We start from the raw sequence: 23,772 nt of genomic DNA on the forward strand, positions 1-23,772 counted from the left end.
CCGTGGTAGACACGGCGCATGGAGATATTGTCCAGCCGAATATTGTTGCGGCCTAAGGACTATGACACTGCGCTGGTGTTTTACCGGGATACCCTGGGCCTCGCCGTCGCGCGCGACTACGGGGCGGGCATGGTGTTCTTCGCCGGGCAGTCGCTCATCGAGATCGCCGGACACGGCCGCCCCGATGGCCCGCCGGCTGCCTTTCCAGGTGCGCTCTGGCTCCAAGTGCGTGACGTGTACGCGACGCAGACCGACCTCGAGAGCCGCGGGGCCTCGATAACCCGTACTGCACAACAAGAGCCGTGGGGCCTGCACGAGATGCACGTCGCCGCGCCTGACGGTGTCACGCTGATCTTCGTGCAGATACCTCCGGACCACCCGCTACGCAAAGACACCCGGCGGTAGCGCCCGCCGGGTGTCTTTGGTTGCCTTAGCTACTTCTTGAGGAACGGGAAGAAGTCCACACCCGTGTGGTGGATGATCGTCGTCCGGGTGATCCACAGCAGCGCGATGAGGACCACCGCGCCCACCAGGGTGAACAGCGCCAGCCCGAGGAACTTCACGGCGGGATTGGGGGCCACGACTGTGCCGTCGTCATTGGCGCCACCTGCACCGGATGAGTAGGCGACCATGCCCGCCGCGAAGACCGCGGGCAGGCCGGCGCCGAGGATCAGCCCCACGACGAGCACCTTGAGGATCGACTCTGCGTAATTCATCGAAGATTCCTTCTATTCGCTAGGTTCGCTGGGTTTCGCGGAAATGACGTCAGACCGACGCGGTGTCGCTGGCTGCGTCCTTGGACTGGGCGGGCGCCTCGACCTTTGCCTCGCCGCGAACCTCGGCGGGCACCACGGAGTTCGTCGAGTCGTCCCAATCGGCGTTGACGTTGCTCGAGTCGATCTTCTCCTGCTGTGCGCGCCGCCACATGTAACCGGACAGTCCGACGAGCAGGGCGAAGATGATGAGGTCGCCGACCATCGGAGTGGTGAGGTCGCCGACGCCCTTGGAGAGCCAGTAGGACAGCGCGCCGACGAGGCCGGCGGCGGGCAGGGTGACCAGCCAAGCCAGCACCATGCGGCCCGCGACGGCCCAGCGCACCTCGGCGCCGGGCTTGCCGACGCCGCTGCCCAGGATTGAACCGGTGGCGACGTGGGTGGTGGACAGGGCCATGCCGGCGGCGCTGGAGCTCAGGATGATCGCGGCCGAGGATGCCTCGGCGGCCAGACCCTGCGGTGATTCGATCTCGACAAGCCCCTTGCCCAGGGTGCGAATGACACGCCAGCCACCCAGGTAGGTGCCGAGACCGATGGCGAGCGCGCAGCTGGCGATGATCCAGAACGGCAGGCCGGTCTCCTTGACGTTGCCCGTCAGGTGCCCGGTGGTGATGAGCGCGAGGGCGATGACGCCCATGGTCTTCTGCGCGTCATTGGTGCCGTGCGACAGCGCGACCAGCGACGCGGTGGCAATCTGGCCCCAGCGGAAGCCTTCTTCGCGGCGCTTCTTCACCACGTTGCGAGTGATGCGGTACACCAGCCAGGTACCTGCGGCGGCGACCAGGCCCGCGATGAGCGGCGCCGCGAACGCGGGGATGATGACCTTCTGCAGGATGCCGTCCCACTTGACGCCCGACAACCCGATGGCCGCGAGGGCCGCACCGATCAGACCGCCGAACAGAGCGTGCGAGGAGCTGGACGGGATACCGAAGAGCCAGGTCAGCAGGTTCCACAGGATTCCGCCGATGAGGCCCGCGAAGATGATCGTCAGACCCATGGACGGGGTGACGTTGGGCAGTAAGTGCCCCGTCTTGCTGTCTTGCACCTTGATCACCGAGGTAGTCACCGTGACGGCGACCTCGACCGACAGGAATGCGCCGACGAGGTTCAGCACCCCCGCTAGCAGCACCGCGGTCTTGGGCTTGAGCGCACCCGTTGCGATGGACGTCGCCATGGCGTTGCCGGTGTCGTGAAACCCGTTGGTGAAGTCAAAGGCCAGTGCCGTGGCGATCAACAGCACCAAGATGATCATGGTTGCGTCCATGGCGCTAATTCTGGGGCAAAGGCCTTGACTTTGACCAGCTGATGGCGGACCAAGTTCTAGCGCTGACCGGCCAGTTTGATATTTCCCGCAAGGAGTTCACATTCCGTTAACCTTGTAGGTGCGGACTGTTTGGACTGCTCGTCGGTTTCGGTGCCGATTGCGACTAGCTTCTTGCCTGGCGACAATGGAAGTCGTCGGCGCTAACATCGCTAAGCAAGTCGACACGAACCAGGACGGCCGACCGTCCCTTGTCAGGAGTTTGAGGCCGTGAACGCATTTCTGAACAAGATCGTCACCTGGCTTCGAGCGGGATACCCCGAGGGCGTCCCGCCACCGGACTACGTCCCCTTATTGGCACTGCTAGGCCGCCGCCTCTCCAACGACGAGGTCAAGACCGTGGCCCGTGAATTGATGGCACGCGGCGACTTCGACAACATCGACATCGGGGTGTTGATCACCCGGCTCACCGACGAGCTGCCGAGCGGAGACGATATCGAGCGCGTCCGCGAGCGGCTAGCGAAAAAGGGCTGGCCCCTTGATGATCCGCGTGAGCCGGCGGACCACGACGATAACGGCTCCGGTCAGGCCTCCGACCATCCGGCGTGACCCGTCTGCTGCGCGCCCTACCCGTCCCTAGCGGGCCAACGATGCTGGGACTGCTCCCACGCCTGGCTGAGCTTCTGGACGGTCGCGGCGATGCGGTACTCCCGGTGCCTGCCGACGATCCCGATCAGGCACATTTCCTAGCCTCTGAACTAGGCGCCGACGAGCCGATCGCCGAGGATGTCGCGGTGGTGGTGTGTACCTCCGGGACGACCGGAAAACCCAAGGGCGCCATGCTGACCGGCGACGCCCTGACCGCGAGCGGATCGGCTACACACACCCGCCTGGGCGGCGACGGCCAATGGCTGCTCGCCCTGCCGCCCCATCACATCGCCGGAATGCAGGTGCTGCTGCGCAGCATCCAGGCCGGAACCCAACCCGTGGTGCTCGACGTCTCGACGGGTTTCTCTGTCCCCGATTTCGTGCGGGCGACCGCCGAGATGACCGGAAATCGGCGCTATATCTCCTTGGTCGCAACACAATTGGTGAAGGCCCTGGATGACCGGGAGGCATCGGAGGCTCTGGCCTCATTCGATGCGGTCCTGTTGGGCGGCGGCCCGCTGCCCGCCACCGTCGCTATCAGGGCGGCGCAGGCGCGGATCCCGGTGGTCCGCACGTACGGCATGAGTGAGACCTGCGGCGGGTGCGTGTACGACGGCGTCGCCCTCAGCGGCGTCCAGGTGCAGATCGGGCCGGAGGGTCGGATCAGTCTCGGCGGCACCACCGTGGCCGCGGGCTACCGAAATATGCTAACCCACAAAGCATTTGCCGAGACCGGATGGTTCCACACCGATGACTTCGGCGAGCTAGACAATGGCCTGCTACGCGTATTGGGACGGTTAGACGAGGCGATCGGCACCGGCGGACTGACCGTCGTGCCGCAAGTGGTCGAGGCCGCACTTTCCACTCATCCGCTGGTCGCCGAGTGCGCCGTGTTCGGGGTACCCGACGATCGGCTCGGGCAGCGCGTCGCCGTCGCGGTGGTCCCCTCCGCCGAGGGCACTCCCACCCTGGAAAACCTCAGGGACCACGTCGCCGCCACACTCGAACGCACCGCTGCACCGCGTGAACTACATCTGCTCGATGAGCTGCCCCGCCGCGGAATCGGCAAGTTGGACCGGCGCGCCCTCGTCAAACGATTCTCTTGACCTCAAGCTCACTTGAGTTAATAGCGTTGCCCCATGACACGTGAACAGTTTGTCCTGGGATCTGCGCCCCTGGTTCGAGACGGTGACCGGGAGATCGTGAGCACCGCAGCCGAAAACAAGACTGGACTGGTGATGGATTCCCACGCGACAGGTGGGGCAGTTAGCGTGCTCAGCATCTACCTCCCGAAGGGCGCCGATGGCGCGGCCCCACACTTCCACACCCGATCCACCGAGTTGTTTTACCTGGTGTCCGGACGACTGGAGATTCTGGCGGGAGATCACATCGAAGTTCTGGAACAGGGCGACACCCTGCTGGTTCCGCGTTTGATGCCGCATGCGTTCGGCGCTACGACCGACAGCGATGCCAGCATCTTCACGGTGCTATCCCCGGGCGTTCAGCGCTTCGACTATTTCCGGCTGCTTGACCGAATCGTCCACGGCGAAGCAGATATCAGCGAGCTGGAGGCAACCCCTGAGATATACGACAACCACTTCACGAAGAGCCCGGTGTGGACCGAAGGGCGTGGACTCTCGGCGCTGGACGCCCAGTGATCACTCCGCTTCGGCGACTGCCTTGATCCGGTTGAGGGTCTCACGCATGCCGTTGCGGTTGGTTCGCCCACGTGCCCAACCCAGCAGCGCCCAGTAGACCCGCAGCTGCAATGTCGGGGCCAGCTCGAAGGATTCGGTGACGTCGGTACCGTCGCCCGTCGGCTCGAACCGGTAACGCCAGGTGTTGACCGTCTTGCCATTGGGCCAGAGCACCGCGAAGCCGAAGGAGCGGTCGCGATCGCATTCGACGATCCGGCACACCGTCCAGTAGACGGGCCCCTTCTGGTTGCGCTTCACATGACCGCGAAAGCGCACACCTACCTCGGGAGCGGTGGCGCCGTCGAGCCACTCGGCCTCGAACGTCTCCGGACTGAACTTCCCGGTGTTGGTGATGTCGCTGACCAGTCCCCAGATCTTGTCGGCAGGGGCCTTGATATGGACGGTGACCGAATCACGCATGGCGTTGACGGTACCCGCGATGAATCCTGGTGCCAGGGCAGGTCTGTATCGGTATGACCCTTACCGCCCATTTCGATCAGCGTTTCAGCGAGCCGAACGGCTCGGCACCGCCGTGGAGCGAGGTGTCGGCACTGCTGGCCAGCGCCGAGCTGTACTGGATCACCACCGTGCGCACCGACGGTAGCCCACACGTGACTCCACTCGTCGGGCTGTGGCATCAGGAGTCGTTCGTCTTCTGCACCGGCCCCTCCGAACAGAAGGCCCGCAATCTCGAATCGAACGCCACAGTGGCCGTCGCCACCGGCACCAATACCTGGAACGTCGGGCACGATGTCGTCGTCGAAGGAACCGCCGAACGGGTCATCGACACCGCCGCGCTAAGGACGCTCGCCGATGCCTATCTCGAAAAGTACGGCGAGGATTGGGCATTCGATCCAAGCGAGGGTGGGTTCGGCGAGGGAGAGCAATTTGCGATTGTCTTCACGGTGGCGCCTTCGAAGGTGCTGTCCTTCACAAAGGGTCCGCACGGACAGACGCGTTACACCCGTTAGGGCAGCTCGATCGGGAGTTTCACGCCGTCGTGCGCGCGGCAGTGTGCGCAGGTGTCGACGGATTCGGTACCAGTGACCGCGGCGCGCACCAGCTCCTTGAACCCGCCGATGTTCCGTTCGAACTCCGCGAAGACGTCGACGGCCCGTACACCCTGCCCGTGCTCGATGCCGGCGTCCAGATCGGTCACCAAGGCGATTGCGGCGTAGCAGATTTCGAGCTCACGGGCCAGCACGGCCTCCGGGTGTCCGGTCATGTTGACCAGAGTGAATCCCTGCGATGCATACCACCGGCTCTCGGCGCGGGTGGAGAACCGTGGCCCCTGCACCACCACCATGGTGCCGCCGTCGATGGCATCAGGTTGCAGGGAGACGGCGCGCAGCTCGGGGCAGTACGGATCGGCGAACTCCACGTGGATTCCGCCACCGTCGAAGTAGGTCTGCTCACGTCCGCTGGTGCGATCCACCAGCTGATCGGGCACCACGATAGTGCCGGGCCCCAGGTCCGGGGTGAGACTGCCCACGGCGCAGGGCGCGAAGACGCGGCGCACGCCGAGGGCGCGCAGTGCCCACATGTTCGCGCGGTACGGCACAGTGTGCGGCGAGAATTCGTGATGGCTGCCGTGCCTCGGAAGGAACGCCACCTCGCGCTCCCCCACCAGCCCGATCGTGATGGGCGCACTGGGCTGACCGTACGGCGTCGTCGGCGTGACGGTCCGCACAGGCTTGTCAAAGAACGAGTAGAAACCGCTACCACCTATCACCGCGAGCATGCCGCTATTGTCGTTTATCGCCTGAGCCCCAAGCCATGTGGGGTCAGAGAACAAACTTCTCGATGAATTAGTCGTCTGAACATCCGAGATAGTTCCCGAAAGGATTCGTAAAGATCGGCGATATCTCGATTCCGACAGATTCGCACAGCACTCCTTGACGAAACGGCTATTGCGATTAGCGTGGAGGCGTGAATTCGATTGAGTTCCAACTACATCGAAGACAATTCTTGATGGTGGCCGCCGCATCCGCAGGTGCCCTCGCACTCGCGTCGTGCACCGATCAGCCCCGCGAGCAATCAGCCCCCACACAGGAGACAACCGGCGTGTATCAATTACCAAATCTCGACTGGGATTATTCGGCCCTTGAGCCGCATATCTCCGGCGAAATCAACCAACTGCACCACGACAAACACCATGCCGCCTACGTCAAGGGCGCCAACGAAGCCGTAGAGCAGCTCGCCCAGGCACGAGAGAAGGGTGACAACGCGGCCATCGTGCTACTCGAGAAAAACCTCGCCTTCAATCTCGGTGGGCACGCGAACCATTCGATCTGGTGGAAGAACCTGTCACCGAACGGGGGTGACAAGCCACAGGGCGAGCTGGCGAGTGCCATCGACGAACAATTCGGCGGATTCGACAAGTTTCGCGACCAATTCTCCGCGGCGGCCAACGGTGTGCAGGGCTCGGGCTGGGCGTGGCTGGGATACGACACCCTCGGAAGGAAACTGCTCACCTTCCAGATGTACGACCAGCAATCCAATGTGCCGCTCGGTACGATTCCGCTCCTTGGCCTCGATGTTTTCGAGCACGCCTACTACCTGCAGTACAAGAATGTGAAGGCCGACTACGTCAAGGCATTCTGGAACGTGGTGAACTGGTCCGATGTCCAGGCACGGTTCGCCGCAGCGGTATCCAAGACACCAGGTCTGATCTTCCCCTAGCGTCGGGGACACCCGGATCGCTCCATGGCAGGATTTGCCGCATGGCCAGCATCGCGCAATGGATCGAAGGTTCACGTCCTCGCACCTGGCCCAACGCGGTGGCGCCGGTAATCGCGGGCACGGGTGCCGCGGCGGCGGCCGACTCTGCGGTGTGGTGGAAAGCGCTTCTGGCGCTGGCCGTATCGGTGTGCATGATTATCGGCGTCAACTTCGCCAATGACTACTCGGATGGGATCCGCGGGACCGACGACGACCGGGTGGGTCCGCTGCGCCTCGTCGGGTCTCGGGTGGCGTCGCCGTCGACGGTCAAGGCCGTCGCCATCGGGTTCCTGGCCCTGGGCGCGGCGGCAGGTCTGGCGCTGGCCGTCACCACCGCCTGGTGGCTGGTGGCGGTTGGTGTCGCCTGCGTAGCCGGCGCCTGGTTTTACACCGGCGGAGCGAAACCCTACGGATACAGCGGACTTGGCGAGATTGCCGTCTTTGTGTTCTTCGGCTTGGTGGCGGTGCTAGGCACCGAGTACGTGCAGACATTTACGGTCAGCCGTACCGGGGTGGCGCTCGCGGTGGCGATCGGCAGCTTCTCCAGCGCGGTGCTTGTGGCCAACAATCTGCGCGATATCCCCACCGATCGCGAATCCGGCAAGATCACGCTGGCAGTCCGGCTGGGCGACGCGCGCACCCGGATGCTGTTCCCCACGCTGCTGGTGGCGCCCGTCCTCGCCAGCATCGGCCTGGGCATCGGGCACCCGTGGCGCCTGCTCGGGCTAGTGATGCTGCCCCTGATGATCAAGGCAGCACGCCCGGTGCTTACCAAAGAGCAAGGGCCGGCACTGATCCCGACGCTGCGCGACACTGGCCTGGCCATGCTCGGCTGGGCGATTCTCACCGCCTCGGCGCTAGCGTGGCTGAGCTAGGAGAAGTTCTTACAGACCACGCCGGTGTTTTGGCAGACGGCACCGGTCTGATCTGGTGCGCTCACCCAGCCGCCCCCTTGGTTATAGCCGGGAGGTAGGTCTGTGCGATTCGGGTTACCGGTCGCATCGCAGTAGATCCAGCTGTTCTGGCACGCATGTCCCACGCCGTGAGGAAGCGTTCCCCACCCGGAGTTACCGTCCCGGCCGGGCTGCTGATTGGTGAATGACCAATGCGATCCATCACCCACACCCGGTCCTGGGATTGGGTGTGGAATCGGGTCGGCGGGACCCGCAAGCGATTCCCCTACCGCCGGCTCGCGCAGAACGCTGACGCCCTGCACCCCGAGCCCATACAGCGGGAGCGCTAAGAGCGCCGTACAACAAAGAACGTTTCTTGCCTTGGTAAATGCATACATATTGGCTCCGTGACATCCGCGTATTCAGGCGCGGCCCCCGGAACCCACTCCCAACGAAAGCGCTAGGCGCCGCTTGTATGTCACCCACAGTACACCTGTTGTTAACTTTCAATCAACCTGAAGTTAAGGGAGCTGCACACCCATACCCCGGAGGGGGTATGGGTGCCGCAAGGTAGGCCAGACCGCCCGCGACCTGTGCAGAAGGCTCGGCGCGGCGGCGGCGATATGCCGACATCACCGCGGCGAGCAGATCCTGGCGAAGCCTGCGGCCGATCGACTGTTGACCGCAATGACGCCTGGTGCTAGAAGCCGTTAGGCGGCCTGATCGAGCAGCCCGACGACGGCTTGCCGCAGTTCGTCGGCGGGCACGTGCTCGGTGATGACAGCCAGCGCCACCGGGTCACCACCCCGCAGGATGCCCAGCACGATGTGCTCACACCCGATCCAATTGTCTTTGTGCGCAATGGCTTCCCGCAGCGCCAGCTCTAGGCATTTCTTCGCCGACGAGTTGTACGGGATCATCCCGAAGGGGCGCCAGCCGCGGACGCGCCCCTTGCGCCGGCCCGACTGTTCGAATGCCTTGTCGAAGGCCTGGGCGCCAAAGACCTTCGAGACACTGTCGCGCACCTGAGACAGGTCGATGCCGATCGCCTTGAGCGCCTGCGCATCCTCATCGTCCAGCGGCGGCTCCTGCGTACCAGCGCGCAGCCGGTCACGCACGGCGTCGGCCGTCAAGCCGTATCCACCCAGAACCACGGACAGCGACTCACCCGCACTCTCCAGCACACCGACCAAGACGTGCTCCGCGCCGATGCGCGACTCGTCCATCTCGCGGGCTTCCTCCTGCGACAGCACCACCGCGACCTTCGCCGACTTCTGGAACTTCTCGAACATGGCTGCTCACTTTCTTGCGCGGTTGTATTTCTGATGCACTGCCTGACGGCTCACCTCGAGAGCCTCGGCGATGGACTGCCAGCTCCAGCCCTGGCTGCGAGCGTTGGCGACATGGATCGCTTCCAGCCGTTCACACAGACGCCGCAGCGCCTGCACGGCCCGCAGACCCACGGCCGGATCGGTACTGCTGATGGCGTCGTCCAGATCAGCAGTCGGGAGATCGCTCATGTCTGTCAACATAGATTGACATCGATATCGTGTCAAGAAAAGTTGACACGCGAGTTGTGCACCTCACGCACCTGACGGTTTACCAGCCGACCGGGAGCTCGAACAGACCACCGGTGAGCAGATCCGCACGCATGGTGAGCTCCGAGATGTCCTTGCGCAGATGCAACCCAGGCAGTCGTTCGACGAGCTGGCCGAGAACCTCGGTGAGTTGCAGGCGGGCAAGTGGTGCGCCGACGCAGTAGCGAGCCCCGTACCCGAATATGACGTGGGCCATGGGGTGACGCGTGACATCCAGCCGATCAGGCCCGTCGAAAATCGACGGGTCGTGGTTGGCTGCCCCGACATCCAGCAGTAGCAGCTCGCCGGCGGCGATGTGCACCCCGTCGACCTCTAGATCTTTGCGCGCGTATCGCGGAATTTCCCCGCCCCCGGTACGCGAAGCCCGGAGCGTCTCCTCCACCGCATTGGGCACCAAATCCGGTTGCGCCACAAGCAAAGCCCACTGTTCGGGATTCGCCAGCAGCAGCAGGACGGCCAGGCCCAGCTGCACCACGGTGGTCTCATGGCCACCGAGCAGCAAAGCCATTGATTGGGAGGCAATTTCGTGATCGGCAACCCCGCCGATCGCACAGAGATGGGAGATCACGTCGTCGCCCGGGTGCTCGCGCTTGCGCCCGACCAGCTGCATTCCATATACGAAGAGCTGCCCCATCCCCCATTCCGACCGGCTCCGGTCACGCGTATTGGACGCCGCCACCGTCCATTCACGAAACTGGTCCCTATCGTCGTAGGGCACGCCGAGCAGTTCACACAGCACCATCATCGGCAGCGGCACGGCAACCGACGTATACAGGTCGGCCGGCGATCCCTGATCGATCATCGCGGTGATCAGCTCATCGGCGAGCTCATGTACGCGACTCTCCAGACCCCGCATCTGCTTTGGCGTGAAATGCGGTTGCATCAGCCGCCGCCCGCGCGCATGGTCGTCGCCTTCGGTCTCGTAATTGCCGATCGGCCCACCGAAGAAGGCCGACTTACCGGAACGGGCCGCGGTATCGGGCGCCGGATGCGATCGGCCCACCCGCTCGTCATCGAACAACCGGCGAACCGTCGCATAGCCAGTGATCAGCCAGGCGGGATCACCGACCGCGGTGGTCACCCGATGGACGGTTCCCGCGCGCTGCAATTCACGCTGCTGGGCCGCTGGCACAAACAGCCCCTCGCGCGGAAACGGCAGCTGAGGTGGTGGCACGGCATTCACGGCTCCCCCAAGGGCGAAAAAATAGATCCTCTAGTCAAATTTCTCACGCAGCATAGGACGCCATGGGTGACCCAGGCTGCCAATCGACAAAAACGTCGAGATTCGCAATATTCTCACGAAATTTCTCTTGTCACAGCGTATTTCGATGCAATTAATGCAGTGGCGGCTGCCCTTCAGCGGCCCCCACCATCCAGCGATGAACCGGCCCGATCGATGTGGATCTTGAAAGTCGCCAAATATCCGGACAGAAACTAGGACACGTTCTACTGTTGGGCTCGCCGACAGAGAAGTACACATCCGGCCGATCGATCCGGCCGGGCGTCATCGGGGGTGGAAATGGCACGAACTGCAAGCATTCCCTGCGCCGGGCAGGCGACAACCTACGTCAGCCCACCGAAACTACGAGTGGCCCGGGCACTGTCCAAGGTCCCGCGGCTCGGGGACACGGTGGGGCTGATGATGGATCCCACGTTCTATCTTTTCGAGAAGTACCTGCAGCACGGCCCCGTGTTCACGGTCAAGACGCCCTATCAGACTTATACCGTGCTGGCCGGCGCCGAAGCCGCAACCTTCATGAGCAGCAAGGACGGTCGCGAATGCCTGACTGTAGGTACCTCGTGGCAGTTCGTGGAGCAGCAATTCGGCGGTACGGACTCGCTGGTCGCCGTTGACGGACCGCAGCACAAAAAATGGCGAACCCTACTGCAGCGCGGCTATTCGCGCGAGGCCATCGCCGACCGGTACTCAGAAGCGGTCGAGGTGATCGACAACGCCGTAGACAAGCACTGGCGGCCGGGCGACGCGGTGCCGGTCCTACCGGCGATGCAGAAATTGTCGATCGCCCAGGTTGGCACCTTCGTCGGCGGCGTCCGGCCAACCGACGACGATATCGACGATATCGCGCTCGTCACTCGCGAGATCCTGAAAATTGCTCCGGTACAACATATTCCGAAATTCATGCTGCAACTGCCCCACTATGTCAACGCCCGATCACGCATGGAGCGAGTGGCGCAGAGCGCGATCACGCTGGCGCGGCGCGCACGCGAGGGCGGACACCCCGGGCAGTCGACGCTGCTGGAGGACATCCTGGAATCCTGCCGCGACGATCCCGACGGAACCAATCAACGCAACATACTGTTCCACTCGGTGCTGCCGTACTTCGCGGGAGTCGAAACCACCTCGGCGACTGCGACATACACGCTATATCTAATCCTGAGGCACCCGGAGGTCTTGAGCCGGATACAGGACGAGGTCGACATCATGTTCGCGCGCGGCGGCATCACCCACGATGGCCTCTTCCATTCCACTCCGGTGCTGCATGGTGCGGTCATGGAGGCAATGCGCCTGCGCCCCATCGCATCATTCATCATTCGCGTTGCTGCAAGAGATTTCGAGTTCCACGGTCATCGCATCCGGCGCGGCGAAGGCGTCTTTGTGGGCACTACCGTCCCCCATTTCCTCAGCGACTTCTACCCAGACCCCATGAAGTTCGACGTCGACCGGTACGGCGACTCGGTGGGACCCAACCGAACACCCGGCGCGTACTCCCCCTTTGGCCGCGGTCCGCACATGTGTATAGGCAAGGGACTGGCCGAGTCGTTGATGCAGCTCATGCTCGCCCGCATCATCCACCGCCGCACTCTGGAACTCAGTTCCCCCTCATACCGGCTCTCCAATCGGGTCTCGTCAAGCTCTCCGTCTCCGAAATTCGCTGTACGCGTGGTTAGTTCGCGCCAGTGACAGAGTTATCCAATCTGAATACGCGTGGCTGCCGGTTCGCCTTGCGTTCACAGTTCGCTTGGTACGGCGCCTCTTCCAGAATCCGTTCCCACACACTGTCACGGTCCGCACCCTGCAGGAGCGTAGCCGTGCGCGAACTCTCCTGGCCGCCGATGTTCACCCGGCAATGTGGCCGTTTCATCAACCATGAAGACCAGAGCGGATGGTTCGGGCGGGACCAATTGGTGCCCACAACATACAGATCACCGTCAATCGTCAAGTACTGCAGCGGAACAACGACGTCCTCCTCGCGGCCATTGATAACCAGTAGCGTCAATGACGGAATCCGCGAAACCGCAGTGATAGTCCACCGGCCGCCGCCGATCCGGTACAGCATCCGGTCCGCCACGACGGAAGACCGTCGAATCGGAGCGGCAAAATCATGGTGCCCGACTGCCAGTACAGCCCTGCGGATCACTCCTACTAGCCCGCCCCGTTCCTGGTACGTCTCAGCCGGTGAGTTCACGTCGACCTCCACAATCAAGATCCCCCAACATTTCCAAGACCATAGCGCCTACCGAGCGTGCATCCACCGCAATCCCGTCGATGAGAGCTGATGTGAAATCAGCGATCAGAAATCTCGAGCACGTTGTGGCCGAGTCGAATTCCACCGTCACCGATAGGAAGAACTGAGTATGGAACAGCTGACCGGGTACGACGCGAGCTTCCTCTACCTTGAAACACCCACGCACTATCACCAGGGATACGGCGTCGTTCTTCTCGACACGTCCACCATGCCAGGCGGTTACAGTTTTCCGGCGATCCGCGAGTGGCTGGCATCTCGGGTGGCCCAGATCCCCACCTACACTGAGAAGGCCCACGACCCGTGGTACAACCTGGGGCACCCCTTCTGGGTAGCCGATGCCTCGTTCGACCTGGATCGCCATGTTCAACGCGTCGTCATCGCCGCTCCGGGCACCGAAGCTCAGCTTGCACAGGCATGCTCGGAGATCGCCTCGCTTCCCCTTGATCAGCACTACCCGTTGTGGGGAATCTGGGTGTTAGAGGGACTGTCGGACGGCAACGTGGCGATAATGATCAAACGCCACAACGCCAGTCTCGATGGGGTGCGGGGCAATTCGCAATTGGGACAGCTATGCGGCAACGAAGCCACTGAACTGGCGGTGGTCCGCGATGCCGGTGCTGTCGAGCCGCTGGCTCTGATGCTGGGCGGCGTGCGCACGCTCGCGGGTAAGCCCGTCAAGATGGTCCGGATGGTGGCCGAGAACATCCGGTCACGCCGCCGCGGCGACGTCCCCGAGTTGCCCCCAGGCGTTCCTGAGCCGATGTCGGCGCCGCGGACCTCCTTCAACACGACGTTGACCGCCAACCGCAACCTGGCCTGGGTCAGCCTGCCGATCGCCGATGTGCTGCAAGTAAAACAGCGATTGGGCGTGAAGCTCAACGACGTGATGCTGGCCCTGACCGCAACCGTGATGCGCCGGTATCTCATGGAACGCGGCGAGCTCCCCAACCAGCCGCTGCGGGCCTTCGTCCCCGTCTCGGTGCACGACAAACCCGGACAGCACGGCCGCAACCGCACCACTGGCCTGCTGACCAGCTTGCAGACCCTCACCGAGGATCCGTTGCAACGGACGCGGGAGATCGCGTCCATCACCGACGCCGCCAAGGTGCATGCCGAAGCGTTGGGACCGGGCCGGATCCACGACTGGTTCGACTTCAGTGCCCGGTATTGGGGAGTGCTGTTCCGCATGTACTCACGTTTGCGAATGTCCGACCGTCACAAGGTGATGCAGAATCTGGTGCTATCGAATATCGGTGGGCGACACCGAGACCTGTATTTCGCCGGGGCCCGGATCACCCACTTTTACCCCTTCGGCGCACCGTTCGACGGCGGCGCGCTGTTTGTCACCGTTGCCTCGCACGACGACAGGCTCAACGTGGGCCTGATCGCGTGCCCCGAGATCATCCCCGCGCTCGCCGATATCGCCGCGGATTACACACAAGCGCTGTCCGAATTGGCCGCGGCCTTGGATGCCGCCGGAGCGTTGGCCGAGTGACCGGTCAGGTAGAGCCAAGCGCGGACCTGGATTCCGGCCGATACCGCGCCGCCACCCAGGACACCATCGACACACTGATTGACCTCAACATTTCGAAACGTCCCAATATTCTTGTTGCGGGACTGGCCATTACGGCCGAAAGCGCACAAACGGGTTTCCTCATCAACGACCTACTGCCGGCTGCTGCCGAGTATGTGACCTACTACGCCAACTCCCTGGAGGAGGCACTGTCCGGCGCGATCCGCCTGATCCGTCACACCAGCAAGGTCGACATCGGGCGCGATCCCGAAAGCTGGATTCTGGTAGTGGACCGCGACGAGCGGTTGCGTCGATACTTCGATCCACTCGCCGAGGGCGAGCACGGTGCACTCACCCAACACGTGACGTTCGCGGCCTCCGAGGCGGAAGCGCTCACGGTGCTGCCGACGCGATCGTGGTCCGGTCTGGTGGTACTGGATCCGGGCGGGGAATCTGCGCAGGTGCTATCAGTTGCGCAGCAACACAACATGATGCGCGTTGTAGCAGAGAGCCGCGCATTCGATGAGATCGACGGGGGACGGCAGCTGCCGGACGCCGATATCTTTGTCTTCGGCGAGAACCTCACCGATTTCCAGTCGCCCTTCGGATCGTATTCGATATCGCAGCAGGCATACCGGGTCTGGAACAACCCACTCGATGCCATGGCGCAAACCTCGACCTTCGCGGCGAGTGCGACCGCCTTGACGCTGGTGATCGCCAACATCCGCAGGCATCGGCACGTCAGCCAGTCGCAAGAGAAGATTCTTGCCGAGATTTACGCGAGCCGCCGCGTCCGCAATGACTACTTCCGCCGGTTCTCCAATCCGTCGGCGGCCGATTTGATGGAGGCGTTCGGGCTCGATTTTGATTTGACCGGAGCCGACGCCGGAGAGATCACATTGCGCGATGGCACGATGCTGCTCGACTGCGCGTTGGGCAATGGCGCCAACCTGCGCGGGCACAATTCGCCAGATATTGCACGGGAATTGGCCGCCCACGACGGACACACCGATTACACCGGCCTCCTCGCACAGTTGTTGACCGAGCTCAGCGGGTTCGACGAGATGCTGCCGGCGGTCAGCGGGGCGACGAGCGTCGAGAACGCGCTCTGTCTGGCACGTCTGGCACGCCCCGACAAGCCCCGGATCGTGACGTTCCGCGGTAATTTCTCGGGCAAGACCATCGCCACCCTCAACGTGAGTCGCTATGGCCCGCAACGTTCGGCCAGCATCGACGGCGCATTCCAGCCGTACTACCCGGACGTTGTGTTCATCGACCCGTTCAGTGCCGATGCCGCCGAGGAACTCACCGCGGCCCTGGACCACCCGGATGTCGGCCTGGTGTGGTGCGAGCTCATTCAGGGCATGTCGTGTGTCGCGATACCGACAGAGCTGTTGAAGATCGTGGCGGCGGCCAAGCATCGCTCTGGCTTCCTCATCGGTGTCGACGAGGTGCTCACCGGCGTGTGGCGCAGTGCCGAAACGTTCCTCCTGCAACAGACCTGGATGCCCGACATCGTCGACATTGTGACCATCGCCAAGCCCCTGTCCGACATGATGTTTCCGATGGCGGCGGCGTTGGCGACATCAGAGGTGGCTGAGGCGGCGCGCCGCACCGACGCACAGGCCTTCACCGAACTGCAGAATCGGTATCGCAACAATCTCGGTGCCCACATCGCCTGGCATGCGCTCCGCAGCGTCAACACCCCGGAGTCACATGCCAGGCGCATGGTCGAGCGTGCGGCACTCACCGACGGCCTCCGCCGACTTACCGCGCACTCACCGCTGTATCGGTCGGTGGAGGGCTACGGCGCGCACCTCAGGCTGGTCACGGATTCACGATACTTCCCGTTCCGGGAGAACACCCTGATGGGAGAATTGCTGGGCCAGGCAATGGAGGACCTGATTCTCCGGCGTTGCCATGTGGTTCTGGGCCGCGGCCGGTTCTTCCCCCCATTGTTCCCTCCAGAGGGAATGATGGCCGAGGCCGTCGCGCGGTTGGAACATGGGTTCGAGGGGGTCACCCCCGCCACGGTGTACGGCACGTTGGTGCGTTGCGTCGGAGGGTTGGCCTCCTTCATGGTGAGGCGACAGCTGGAGCGGCTCATGTTCTGGCGCAAGCGGAAAGAGCACGATGGTGCGATCAAGCCGGCTTGAACCACCACGTGGCCGTCGAATCCGGGGCGATATCCGCGATCTCATTGGCTTCGCAGAACAAGCCGCTGGCGGCATCCGCGGGGCAGACGGCGCTGGGCCACGACAGGTGTCGATCCACTTTGGCGTACGACAGCCCCGCCGGGGTGTCCGCCCGGGTGAGGTGGGCATGCAACCATGCAGCGGATCGCTCCGGCGTGCTGAACCCCTCGGCGCCATCAAATTTGGTGAGCACACGTCGAAACAACCAGCGAGACAAGGTGTTCATGTTCCTGGTGATGCCCGTCGCCGGCATGATCCCCGGATCATAGGCCAGCACTGCATAGCCGTCAGGGGCATGTTCAGAGCAGGCGTAACTGAGCCACACCGTGCCGCGCTTGCTGGTGACGTACGCCTGCGGTCCGGCCAGGGCGCCCGGCTTGCACGCGTCCGCCAGCGCGAGCACAGCGGGCTTAGGAAGCCCAGTCCACCAACGCTGCCGTTCGTGCGCACCCGATCCGACGAACACGATCCGGGTCGCTGCGCGCATGCACGGCGACAACAACGCCAAGAGCAGGTGCGGGCCCACCAGATTGGTGATCATGGTGGCGTCCAAGCCCTCCGATGTGGAACCGGCCTGGCGCCCGGGATGAATCGCCGCATTGAGCACCACCGCCCCGACCGGCGCGAGCTCACCGGCACTCACGGCTTCGGTGACCTCTGCTGCGGCCCGCCGAATGCTCGCCAGCGCGGAGAGATCACATACGACGTAGCGGACTCTTTCGACACCCAGTCGCGCGACCAGCTCATCCCGGCGTTCTTCGTTGCGGCACAGCAATATCAAGTGATAGTCCCCAGATTCGGCGAGGAGGCGGGCCAGTGCTAGCCCCAATCCCGACGTGGCACCCGTCAACACGAGCGAACGGCCGCTGGTTCCACCCATGCCTCAGGAATATACGGCCAACCTCATCCCTTCAACACACGGCCGGGAGAAGCATGTGAACTCCGCTCAGAATCAACACGTTGATGTCCTCGTGGTGGGCGCCGGCATTGCCGGAATCAGCGCGGCGTGGCATTTTGCGCATCACTGCCCGTCGCTGAATATCACAGTGCTGGAAAGCCGTTCAGAGATCGGCGGCACCTGGAGCCTGTTTCGATATCCGGGTGTACGTTGCGACTCTGACATGTACACGCTCGGCTTCTCCTTTGCGCCATGGACCGGCCAGGAGGCGATCGTTGAAGGCGACGTCATCTTGCAGTACCTCAAGGACGTGGTGGCACAGGAGAATCTCGATCGGCTCATCCGTTTCGATCACCAGGTCCGCGAGGCGCGGTGGTCGTCACAGACCTCCCGGTGGACGCTGCAGGTGGGCACCCCCGCCGGCGACCAGAGCATCACCTGCTCGTTTCTGATGGTGTGCACGGGCTACTACCGATACGACGGCGGCTATCTGCCCGACTTCCCCGGCATCGAGAACTTCCCGGGGCCGGTGGTACATCCGCAGGAGTGGCCCGAGGACCTGGTCGTCGCCGGTAAGGCGGTGGCCCTCATCGGAAGCGGTGCCACCGCAATGACGCTGGCACCCCGGCTGGCCGACACCGCCCGCCACGTGAGCGTCGTACAACGCTCGCCGACCTACGTCGTCAGCCGCCCACAGCGCGATCGCTTTGCCAATCTGTTGCTGCGCTGGCTGCCTGACAAGACGGCCCTGCAGATTATCCGCGCCAAGAACATCTCCCTGATGACGTTGTCGCTCTACATGGCGCGCCGAGTACCGCAGCGCATGGGCGAGGCCATCATCGACCGCGCGAAGCGCGAGCTACCGGCCGGATACGACAGCGAGACGCATTTCCGGCCACGGTACAAGATCTGGGACAACCGGCTGTGCCTGATCCTCGACGGTGACCTGTTCCAATCGATCGGCCGCGGAGACCTCTCGATGGTGACCGGCGACATCGAGAGGTTCACCGCGGACGGCCTCTTGCTCACTACCGGCGAACACGTCCCGGCCGATATCGTGGTGGCGGCCACGGGATTTCACATGCGGCTGTTCGGCGGTATCGAGTTTTACCGCGACGACGAGCCCATCGACTTCAGCAGCACCACCTGCTACAAGGGCATGATGCTCGACAGAGTTCCGAACTTCGCATTCACCGTCGGATACCAGGCGGCCACCTACACGCTCAAGGCGGACATCGTGTCGAAGTATGTGAGCAGACTACTTGGCTACCTGTTTGAGAACGGGTTTTCCTCTGTCACACCGCATCTTGACGACGACTCGGTAGTCCTGGAACCGTTCACCGGATATCGGCCCGGCTATGTACAGCGCGTGCTCGCCAATCTGCCACGGCAGGGCTCCAAACCACCGTGGCGGTTGAGCATGAACTACTACCGGGACATGTGGATGGCACGCGCACAACCCATCGCAGACACCAACCTTCACTTCTCAAGAAGCTGAACGGGGTCACAGATGGGTACTGAGTTCACGGTCACCCGACCCTGGCCGATTCGCGCACTCAACCGTGCCGGTGGCCCCATGGCAGGCATGGGTGTCGCACCCAAGCTCGACTCGCAGTGGTTGCGCAGTGCGGCCTGCCGCGCCACTGGGCTCGAATGGATTCCCGACCCCTACCTCGACGATGCGCTCGACGTGTTGACCGCCTCACTGCGGGGCGATGCCCAGCTCAGTTTCCTGGGCCGCAAGATGGTGCAAGTACGACTTGCCGGGATGTTGAGCACTCGTCTTCGACTACACAAACTGATCACACTGCATCCGGAGATCAAGGACCTCCCCGTCGAACCGCCGATCGTGATCGTGGGCCTGCAACGCACCGGGACAACCCTGCTGCACCGCCTCCTCGCCGCGGATCCGGCGGCGGGTTCCATGAGCTCGTGGGAAGGTGCCTCGCCGCTGCCCCATCCAGATCAGCCGATCGACGCACCAGACCTTCGAATAGCTAAGGCCGCCAAGGATGAGCGCTCGTTGAAGTACCTAGCGCCACAGTTCTTCGCCATCCATTCCGTGGAAGCGGAGGCACCCGAGGAGGACGTCCTTCTCCTCGATTTCGCGTTGCACAGCCAGATGCCTGAGGTGATGTTTCACGTTCCCGGTTACGCGAAATGGTTGGCGGCCCAGGACATGCTGCCCACCTACGAACTGCATCGCCTGCTCCTGCAGGTGCTCCAATGGCAGCAGCCGCGCGGACGCTGGGTGCTCAAGACACCGGCACACCTGGAGCACTTGGATGTGCTGCTGCGCGTCTATCCGGGCGCCGTGGTGGTGTGGACGCACCGGGACCCCGCACAGACCACCGCGTCGTCATCCAGCATGCTTGCGCACTATCAGGCGCTCTTCAGCGATCACGTGGATCACCATCGGCTCGCTCGGTACTGGCTCGGCAAGAACGCTCAGATCATCGACCGCGCGATCACCGTTCGAGACGAGCATCCTGCTTCGTTCGTCGACGTCAATTACTCTGAACTGCTTGATAATCCGATCGTCGTCGCACAGCGAGTCTACCGCGCGGCGGGCCGCCGGCTGTCCGGCGAGGCAATGGTCGCCATGCAGGCATCGCTGCGGGAGAACCGACAACACAAGCACGGCGAACACAAGTACAGCCTTGAGCAGTTCGGTTTGACGACAGCGGAAGTGGACACCGCGTACCAACGCTATATCGACCACTTCGGGATAGAGCGCGAAAGGGGCGGACTTCGTGACAGCCAATGATTCAGTGACACAACCGTTCACCGATGCCATTGCCGAGGCAGAGCGGCTAGTAGTCTCCGCACCTCATATCGAGTCGGAAGCCGATCTTGCGGAGGGGCTCGAATACCTCGCCGGGAGCATCGCGGCCTCGCAGCACCTGGTGTTCAACTTCAGTGCCGAACACCCTGTATTACTCAGCGGGACGGGGCCATTCGCAAAGATGGGCCTGGACAACCCGGATTTTCTCTACTTCGCGACGCAGATCGACGGAAATCACGACTATGTGCTCAGCGGTACCCGCGGCAGCACCGTCGACCTGAACTTTCAGCTGCTGGACAGCGGATACACCGATCGCGAGATACCGGAGAGTGTCACGGCCTTCGATGATCGCAGCCTGGCGATCAATGAGGACGGCAGTTACCGGGTGAGCATCGGACGCTCGCCGGTCGCGGGCTGCGACAAGCACATCCCGATAGCCCCGCGGCCCGCGCAACTGATCGTGCGCGAGGCCTACAACGACTGGTCCGAGAACCGCGGAAGGGTGCTTATCACCAGGGCGGACACCCTCGGCGCCGGCGCCCCGCCGATCACCAAGGAGTTCATCGCCGGGCGCTACCTCGGCGCCGCGCATCATCTGATCAATCGCGTGAAGACGTGGCTGCAGTTTCCACAGTGGTTCTACATGAATAATCCCGCGAATATCTTTGAGCCGCCTCGTATTACGCCCGGAGGGCTGTCCACCCAATTCTCCTCGGTGGGCTACTTCGAGCTGGAGCCCGACCAGGCTCTGATCGTCACCATCCCGAAATCCGATGCGCCCTATCAGGGATTCCAGCTGGGCAGCATGTGGTACGTCTCGCTGGACTACATCAATCACCAGACATCGCTGAATGCCCATCAGTCACATGTGGATCCCGACGGCAACATCCGGCTGGTCGTCAGCGCCCAGAATCCCGGGGTCACCAACTGGATCGAGACGGTGGGACATCGCCGCGGGTTCCTCAAGTTCCGTTGGCAGCGAACCAGCCACCCGATCCTCGACGAGGACGGCCCCCGCGCCGAGGTGGTGGGCATCGAGCGCGTCAAGGACTCGTTGCCGTTCTACTCCGACAGCGTTGTGACGACAGAGCAGTGGCGCTCTCGAATCGCCGGGCGCCAGGTGGCCGTGGCGGCCCGGATGCTCGGCTGACGTGTACTCGAAGAAGGCTAGGAGTCTGTGTTGGACGTCGCCGACCCTGCGGCTCCACCGGGCTTCTCGCCACGCAGCCGCGCCTGCAGATCGGCGCGCTCGACACGGCGCCGCTCATCGACGACGGCGATGCTGGCCGTCACCCGGCGGCGCAGCGGCGCGAACACGGCCATGCCCAACGGCAGCGCAATGATCAACGCGAACAGAATCGCGATGGCCAGTGGGAAGTCCTGGTAGCCGATGAGCCGAGCCACCCCGAAGATGACCACCGTCAGGACCACCGCAAGCCCCAGCCGCGCCAGGGTGTACAGCGCGATATCGATAACTAGCCGGCTCCCCGGCGACCGTTCAGCCACGTCATCACCCTATCGCTGCACCGGGCACGGATCTTGGCCGCGCGTATATTCGAAGTTAGTTTGTTCAGGAGGCTCTTGTGTATTACGTGCTCATCGCTGCCGTGCTCGCGGCGCTGATCTACGCCGGATGGCGGATCAGCCAGTCGGTCCCGGCCCGTCCGCAGACCCGCGTCACCGGCCCCGACGACGACCCCGACTTCCTGTGGCGCATCAGCAGGGACGATCCGTCTTCCGAGCGTTGATGCGCCACCAGGGCTGACTATCCCTGGAACGTCTGCTGCTGCTGACGCTGAGTCCCGGTGAATCCCTGTGCCACTACGGCCGCCAGCTCGATGAGCGCGCGACGCGTCGGCGGACGCAGCCGATCCAGACTGATCTCGGCCCCCTCTTCCAGGTGCGGATCGAACGGCACCAGACGCACCGCACGGCACCGACGCGAGAAGTGGTCGACGACCTTCTGCATGTCGACCTTGCCTGAACGCGGGCGCACCGCGTTGATGACCGCAACGGAGCGGCGCACCAGTTCGCGATGTCCATGTGCGTCAAGCCAGTCAAGAGTCGCCGAGGCGCTGCGCGCGCCGTCCACCGACCCGGAGCTGATAACGACCAGGGTGTCGGCCTGCTCCAGCACCGACGACATCGCCGAGTGCATGAGGCCGGTACCGCAATCGGTCAGCACCACGCTGTAGAACTTCTCAAGAATCTCCAGGGTGCGCGAGTAATCCTCGGCGCTGAACGCCTCCGACACCGCCGGATCGCTTTCCGACGCGAGCACCTCCAGGCGGCTCGGGCCCTGCGAGGTGTAGCTGCGCACATCGCTGTAGCGCTGGATCGAATTGGCGTCGCGCAGCAGGTGACGCACCGTCGCCGGCGTCTCCAGCGGCACCTTCTGGCTCAGTGTGCCGCGGTCGGGGTTCGCGTCGACCGCGATGACCCGGTCGCCGCGGATCGAGGCGAAGGTCGAGCCGAGGGTGGCGGTAACGGTGGTCTTACCGACGCCGCCCTTGAGGCTCAGCAGCGCAATCTTGTAGCAGCCCTGCAGTGGCTGATTGACCTGCGCGACAAGATCGTTTTCCTCGGTCTTCTTGGTGCCCTCGCCGAGGTTCACCGTCCCGAACGACGCACGGTACAAGGTCTTTCGCCAACCCGCCGACGGCGACGGCTTGTGCGGGCGCAGCAGAGCCGACGTGGACAGGTCGCGCGAGGAGGGCGGCAGCTCCGGCCGAACCTGAGCGCCGATACCCATCTGCTGGCCGCCGACCGGGGTGTAGTAGCGCGAGCCGCCGACCGGAGGCTGTTGTGTCTGCTGCGGGATGCCCGAGGCCGGGGTGTCGCCGCCCCAACGATCCGCCGTGAACGGCGTCGGCTGCGCCGGCTGCTCATTGGCGTCGCTAAATCGGTTGTCCGCCCGAAAGCCGCCCGGGCCGCCGGATGATCCGGCCGCGCCGATCGCGGTGGGATCGGGTGTCTCCTGCCCTCCAGAAGGGGTGAAGTCCAGCGGCGCGAACGAGCCGCCAAGCGTGTTCAGCGAAGGCACCGAGGGGTCATGCCCACCCAGGCCAGCGATGTCCTGCTGTGGCGCGAACGGATCCTGGAAGGGCACCGCCTGAAACTGCTGCGTCATCTCGTGAGGCTGCTGCGGAACACCCTGGCCGTACATCACGGGCCGCGCCGGCTCCTGCGCTGCCCATGGCGGAGCCGTGGGGCCACCTTGCGCCTCGTCCGGCGCGCGGTGCGCGGGATAGTCAGACATCGATCCCCCAATGCATTGGTTGGATTGCAAGCTCAGCATCGCA

Annotated in this window: 26 protein-coding genes and 1 pseudogene; 15 read left to right on the forward strand and 12 right to left on the reverse strand. The window is 63.5% G+C overall.

The window, feature by feature from the left end; all coding sequences use genetic code 11:
* Nucleotides 1–18: 18 nt before the first annotated feature.
* Nucleotides 19–405: a VOC family protein gene (locus FZI91_RS04530; RefSeq protein ID WP_155937485.1), complete on the forward strand. Its 387-nt coding sequence runs from the start codon at nucleotides 19–21 to the stop codon at nucleotides 403–405.
* A gap of 29 nt (nucleotides 406–434) precedes the next feature.
* On the opposite strand, the gene FZI91_RS04535 is transcribed toward FZI91_RS04530, so the two are convergent.
* The 3 genes and pseudogenes from FZI91_RS04535 to FZI91_RS04545 all read right to left on the reverse strand — a co-directional run bounded on the left by FZI91_RS04535 (nucleotide 435) and on the right by FZI91_RS04545 (nucleotide 2,222).
* Nucleotides 435–716, reverse strand: a complete 282-nt coding sequence (locus FZI91_RS04535; protein ID WP_155937487.1) for a hypothetical protein — start codon at nucleotides 714–716, stop codon at nucleotides 435–437.
* Nucleotides 717–765: 49 nt separating this feature from the next.
* The gene (locus FZI91_RS04540) at nucleotides 766–2,037 is read right to left on the reverse strand and encodes an inorganic phosphate transporter (protein ID WP_155937489.1); all 1,272 of its coding nucleotides are present in this window, start codon (nucleotides 2,035–2,037) and stop codon (nucleotides 766–768) included.
* Nucleotides 2,022–2,222: pseudogene (locus FZI91_RS04545) on the reverse strand (hypothetical protein). Before FZI91_RS04545 ends, FZI91_RS04540 begins: the two are co-directional and overlap by 16 nt.
* 82 nt (nucleotides 2,223–2,304) lie before the next feature.
* Between FZI91_RS04545 and FZI91_RS04550 the strand changes: the two are divergent.
* Genes FZI91_RS04550 through FZI91_RS04560 form a run of 3 tightly spaced genes read left to right on the forward strand, consistent with a single transcriptional unit; the run spans nucleotide 2,305 to nucleotide 4,340 of the window.
* The gene (locus FZI91_RS04550; RefSeq protein ID WP_162526706.1) at nucleotides 2,305–2,643 is read left to right on the forward strand and encodes a DUF3349 domain-containing protein; all 339 of its coding nucleotides are present in this window, start codon (nucleotides 2,305–2,307) and stop codon (nucleotides 2,641–2,643) included.
* Nucleotides 2,640–3,788 (forward strand): o-succinylbenzoate--CoA ligase, encoded by a 1,149-nt coding sequence (menE, locus tag FZI91_RS04555; protein WP_162526705.1) that lies wholly within the window; start codon nucleotides 2,640–2,642, stop codon nucleotides 3,786–3,788. Before FZI91_RS04550 ends, menE begins: the two co-directional genes overlap by 4 nt.
* A gap of 33 nt (nucleotides 3,789–3,821) precedes the next feature.
* A complete protein-coding gene (locus FZI91_RS04560; protein ID WP_155937492.1) occupies nucleotides 3,822–4,340 on the forward strand; it encodes a cupin domain-containing protein in 519 nt (172 codons plus the stop codon).
* Here the strand turns inward: FZI91_RS04560 and FZI91_RS04565 are convergent, their stop codons facing one another.
* Nucleotides 4,341–4,799, reverse strand: a complete 459-nt coding sequence (locus FZI91_RS04565; RefSeq protein ID WP_155937493.1) for an SRPBCC family protein — start codon at nucleotides 4,797–4,799, stop codon at nucleotides 4,341–4,343.
* A 53-nt stretch (nucleotides 4,800–4,852) separates the two neighbouring features.
* Between FZI91_RS04565 and FZI91_RS04570 the strand changes: the two genes are divergently transcribed.
* A complete protein-coding gene (locus FZI91_RS04570; RefSeq protein WP_155937494.1) occupies nucleotides 4,853–5,350 on the forward strand; it encodes a pyridoxamine 5'-phosphate oxidase family protein in 498 nt (165 codons plus the stop codon).
* On the opposite strand, the gene FZI91_RS04575 is transcribed toward FZI91_RS04570, so the two are convergent.
* The gene (locus FZI91_RS04575) at nucleotides 5,347–6,120 is read right to left on the reverse strand and encodes an S-methyl-5'-thioadenosine phosphorylase (protein ID WP_155937495.1); all 774 of its coding nucleotides are present in this window, start codon (nucleotides 6,118–6,120) and stop codon (nucleotides 5,347–5,349) included. The genes FZI91_RS04570 and FZI91_RS04575 overlap by 4 nt on opposite strands.
* 323 nt (nucleotides 6,121–6,443) lie before the next feature.
* On the opposite strand from FZI91_RS04575, the gene FZI91_RS04580 reads away from it, so the two are divergent.
* The 3 genes from FZI91_RS04580 to FZI91_RS04590 all read left to right on the forward strand — a co-directional run bounded on the left by FZI91_RS04580 (nucleotide 6,444) and on the right by FZI91_RS04590 (nucleotide 8,343).
* The gene (locus FZI91_RS04580; RefSeq protein ID WP_162526725.1) at nucleotides 6,444–7,061 is read left to right on the forward strand and encodes a superoxide dismutase; all 618 of its coding nucleotides are present in this window, start codon (nucleotides 6,444–6,446) and stop codon (nucleotides 7,059–7,061) included.
* Nucleotides 7,062–7,102: 41 nt separating this feature from the next.
* Complete coding sequence (locus FZI91_RS04585; RefSeq protein WP_155937496.1) at nucleotides 7,103–7,975, forward strand: 1,4-dihydroxy-2-naphthoate polyprenyltransferase; 873 nt, start codon at nucleotides 7,103–7,105, stop codon at nucleotides 7,973–7,975.
* Nucleotides 7,976–8,205: 230 nt separating this feature from the next.
* Complete coding sequence (locus tag FZI91_RS04590) at nucleotides 8,206–8,343, forward strand: hypothetical protein (RefSeq protein ID WP_155937497.1); 138 nt, start codon at nucleotides 8,206–8,208, stop codon at nucleotides 8,341–8,343.
* Between the two features lie 360 nt (nucleotides 8,344–8,703).
* Here the strand turns inward: FZI91_RS04590 and FZI91_RS04595 are convergent, their stop codons facing one another.
* The 3 genes from FZI91_RS04595 to FZI91_RS04605 all read right to left on the reverse strand — a co-directional run bounded on the left by FZI91_RS04595 (nucleotide 8,704) and on the right by FZI91_RS04605 (nucleotide 10,774).
* A complete protein-coding gene (locus FZI91_RS04595) occupies nucleotides 8,704–9,285 on the reverse strand; it encodes a Clp protease N-terminal domain-containing protein (protein WP_155937498.1) in 582 nt (193 codons plus the stop codon).
* A gap of 6 nt (nucleotides 9,286–9,291) precedes the next feature.
* The gene (locus FZI91_RS04600) at nucleotides 9,292–9,513 is read right to left on the reverse strand and encodes a helix-turn-helix domain-containing protein (protein ID WP_155937499.1); all 222 of its coding nucleotides are present in this window, start codon (nucleotides 9,511–9,513) and stop codon (nucleotides 9,292–9,294) included.
* A gap of 79 nt (nucleotides 9,514–9,592) precedes the next feature.
* Entirely contained in the window at nucleotides 9,593–10,774 is a 1,182-nt protein-coding gene (locus FZI91_RS04605; protein WP_162526704.1) for a cytochrome P450, read from the reverse strand.
* Between the two features lie 405 nt (nucleotides 10,775–11,179).
* Here FZI91_RS04605 and FZI91_RS04610 point away from each other — a divergent pair, with 405 nt between their 5' ends.
* On the forward strand, nucleotides 11,180–12,514 hold the full coding sequence (locus tag FZI91_RS04610) for a cytochrome P450 (protein WP_309224215.1): 1,335 nt from the start codon (nucleotides 11,180–11,182) through the stop codon (nucleotides 12,512–12,514).
* Here the strand turns inward: FZI91_RS04610 and FZI91_RS04615 are convergent.
* Nucleotides 12,498–13,019 (reverse strand): nitroreductase/quinone reductase family protein, encoded by a 522-nt coding sequence (locus FZI91_RS04615; protein WP_309224206.1) that lies wholly within the window; start codon nucleotides 13,017–13,019, stop codon nucleotides 12,498–12,500. The genes FZI91_RS04610 and FZI91_RS04615 overlap by 17 nt on opposite strands.
* 169 nt (nucleotides 13,020–13,188) lie before the next feature.
* Between FZI91_RS04615 and FZI91_RS04620 the strand changes: the two genes are divergently transcribed.
* On the forward strand, nucleotides 13,189–14,574 hold the full coding sequence (locus FZI91_RS04620) for a wax ester/triacylglycerol synthase family O-acyltransferase (protein WP_155937502.1): 1,386 nt from the start codon (nucleotides 13,189–13,191) through the stop codon (nucleotides 14,572–14,574).
* Nucleotides 14,571–16,748, forward strand: a complete 2,178-nt coding sequence (locus tag FZI91_RS04625) for an aminotransferase class III-fold pyridoxal phosphate-dependent enzyme (protein ID WP_162526703.1) — start codon at nucleotides 14,571–14,573, stop codon at nucleotides 16,746–16,748. The genes FZI91_RS04620 and FZI91_RS04625 overlap by 4 nt, the downstream gene beginning before the upstream one ends.
* On the opposite strand, the gene FZI91_RS04630 is transcribed toward FZI91_RS04625, so the two are convergent.
* Nucleotides 16,735–17,667 carry an SDR family NAD(P)-dependent oxidoreductase gene (locus FZI91_RS04630; protein WP_155937503.1) on the reverse strand — a complete coding sequence of 311 codons (933 nt, stop codon included), beginning with the start codon at nucleotides 17,665–17,667 and terminating at the stop codon, nucleotides 16,735–16,737. The genes FZI91_RS04625 and FZI91_RS04630 overlap by 14 nt on opposite strands.
* 55 nt (nucleotides 17,668–17,722) lie before the next feature.
* Between FZI91_RS04630 and FZI91_RS04635 the strand changes: the two genes are divergently transcribed.
* Genes FZI91_RS04635 through FZI91_RS04645 form a run of 3 tightly spaced genes read left to right on the forward strand, consistent with a single transcriptional unit; the run spans nucleotide 17,723 to nucleotide 21,620 of the window.
* Nucleotides 17,723–19,183, forward strand: a complete 1,461-nt coding sequence (locus FZI91_RS04635) for an NAD(P)/FAD-dependent oxidoreductase (RefSeq protein ID WP_162526702.1) — start codon at nucleotides 17,723–17,725, stop codon at nucleotides 19,181–19,183.
* Between the two features lie 12 nt (nucleotides 19,184–19,195).
* The gene (locus tag FZI91_RS04640) at nucleotides 19,196–20,452 is read left to right on the forward strand and encodes a sulfotransferase (RefSeq protein ID WP_155937505.1); all 1,257 of its coding nucleotides are present in this window, start codon (nucleotides 19,196–19,198) and stop codon (nucleotides 20,450–20,452) included.
* A 4-nt stretch (nucleotides 20,453–20,456) separates the two neighbouring features.
* Nucleotides 20,457–21,620: a hypothetical protein gene (locus tag FZI91_RS04645; protein WP_162526723.1), complete on the forward strand. Its 1,164-nt coding sequence runs from the start codon at nucleotides 20,457–20,459 to the stop codon at nucleotides 21,618–21,620.
* A 17-nt stretch (nucleotides 21,621–21,637) separates the two neighbouring features.
* Here FZI91_RS04645 and FZI91_RS04650 read toward each other — a convergent pair whose 3' ends face one another.
* A complete protein-coding gene (locus FZI91_RS04650; RefSeq protein ID WP_162526701.1) occupies nucleotides 21,638–21,976 on the reverse strand; it encodes a DUF4229 domain-containing protein in 339 nt (112 codons plus the stop codon).
* Between the two features lie 77 nt (nucleotides 21,977–22,053).
* On the opposite strand from FZI91_RS04650, the gene FZI91_RS04655 reads away from it, so the two are divergent.
* Nucleotides 22,054–22,218, forward strand: a complete 165-nt coding sequence (locus FZI91_RS04655) for a hypothetical protein (protein WP_166548227.1) — start codon at nucleotides 22,054–22,056, stop codon at nucleotides 22,216–22,218.
* A gap of 17 nt (nucleotides 22,219–22,235) precedes the next feature.
* Here FZI91_RS04655 and FZI91_RS04660 read toward each other — a convergent pair whose 3' ends face one another.
* The gene (locus FZI91_RS04660) at nucleotides 22,236–23,636 is read right to left on the reverse strand and encodes a MinD/ParA family protein (RefSeq protein ID WP_162526722.1); all 1,401 of its coding nucleotides are present in this window, start codon (nucleotides 23,634–23,636) and stop codon (nucleotides 22,236–22,238) included.
* Between the last annotated feature and the right edge of the window lie 136 nt (nucleotides 23,637–23,772).

Source organism: Mycobacteroides sp. CBMA 271, from assembly GCF_009729205.1.
Lineage (GTDB): Bacteria > Actinomycetota > Actinomycetes > Mycobacteriales > Mycobacteriaceae > Mycobacterium.

Coding starts and splice junctions, on each gene's coding strand:
- FZI91_RS04530 (WP_155937485.1), top strand. CDS start 19: ATGGAGATATTGTCCAGCCGAATATTGTTGCGGCCTAAGGACTATGAC.
- FZI91_RS04535 (WP_155937487.1), bottom strand. CDS start 716: ATGAATTACGCAGAGTCGATCCTCAAGGTGCTCGTCGTGGGGCTGATC.
- FZI91_RS04540 (WP_155937489.1), bottom strand. CDS start 2,037: ATGGACGCAACCATGATCATCTTGGTGCTGTTGATCGCCACGGCACTG.
- FZI91_RS04560 (WP_155937492.1), top strand. CDS start 3,822: ATGACACGTGAACAGTTTGTCCTGGGATCTGCGCCCCTGGTTCGAGAC.
- FZI91_RS04565 (WP_155937493.1), bottom strand. CDS start 4,799: ATGCGTGATTCGGTCACCGTCCATATCAAGGCCCCTGCCGACAAGATC.
- FZI91_RS04570 (WP_155937494.1), top strand. CDS start 4,853: ATGACCCTTACCGCCCATTTCGATCAGCGTTTCAGCGAGCCGAACGGC.
- FZI91_RS04575 (WP_155937495.1), bottom strand. CDS start 6,120: ATGCTCGCGGTGATAGGTGGTAGCGGTTTCTACTCGTTCTTTGACAAG.
- FZI91_RS04585 (WP_155937496.1), top strand. CDS start 7,103: ATGGCCAGCATCGCGCAATGGATCGAAGGTTCACGTCCTCGCACCTGG.
- FZI91_RS04590 (WP_155937497.1), top strand. CDS start 8,206: ATGCGATCCATCACCCACACCCGGTCCTGGGATTGGGTGTGGAATCGG.
- FZI91_RS04595 (WP_155937498.1), bottom strand. CDS start 9,285: ATGTTCGAGAAGTTCCAGAAGTCGGCGAAGGTCGCGGTGGTGCTGTCG.
- FZI91_RS04600 (WP_155937499.1), bottom strand. CDS start 9,513: ATGAGCGATCTCCCGACTGCTGATCTGGACGACGCCATCAGCAGTACC.
- FZI91_RS04620 (WP_155937502.1), top strand. CDS start 13,189: ATGGAACAGCTGACCGGGTACGACGCGAGCTTCCTCTACCTTGAAACA.
- FZI91_RS04630 (WP_155937503.1), bottom strand. CDS start 17,667: ATGGGTGGAACCAGCGGCCGTTCGCTCGTGTTGACGGGTGCCACGTCG.
- FZI91_RS04640 (WP_155937505.1), top strand. CDS start 19,196: ATGGGTACTGAGTTCACGGTCACCCGACCCTGGCCGATTCGCGCACTC.
- FZI91_RS04660 (WP_162526722.1), bottom strand. CDS start 23,636: ATGTACGGCCAGGGTGTTCCGCAGCAGCCTCACGAGATGACGCAGCAG.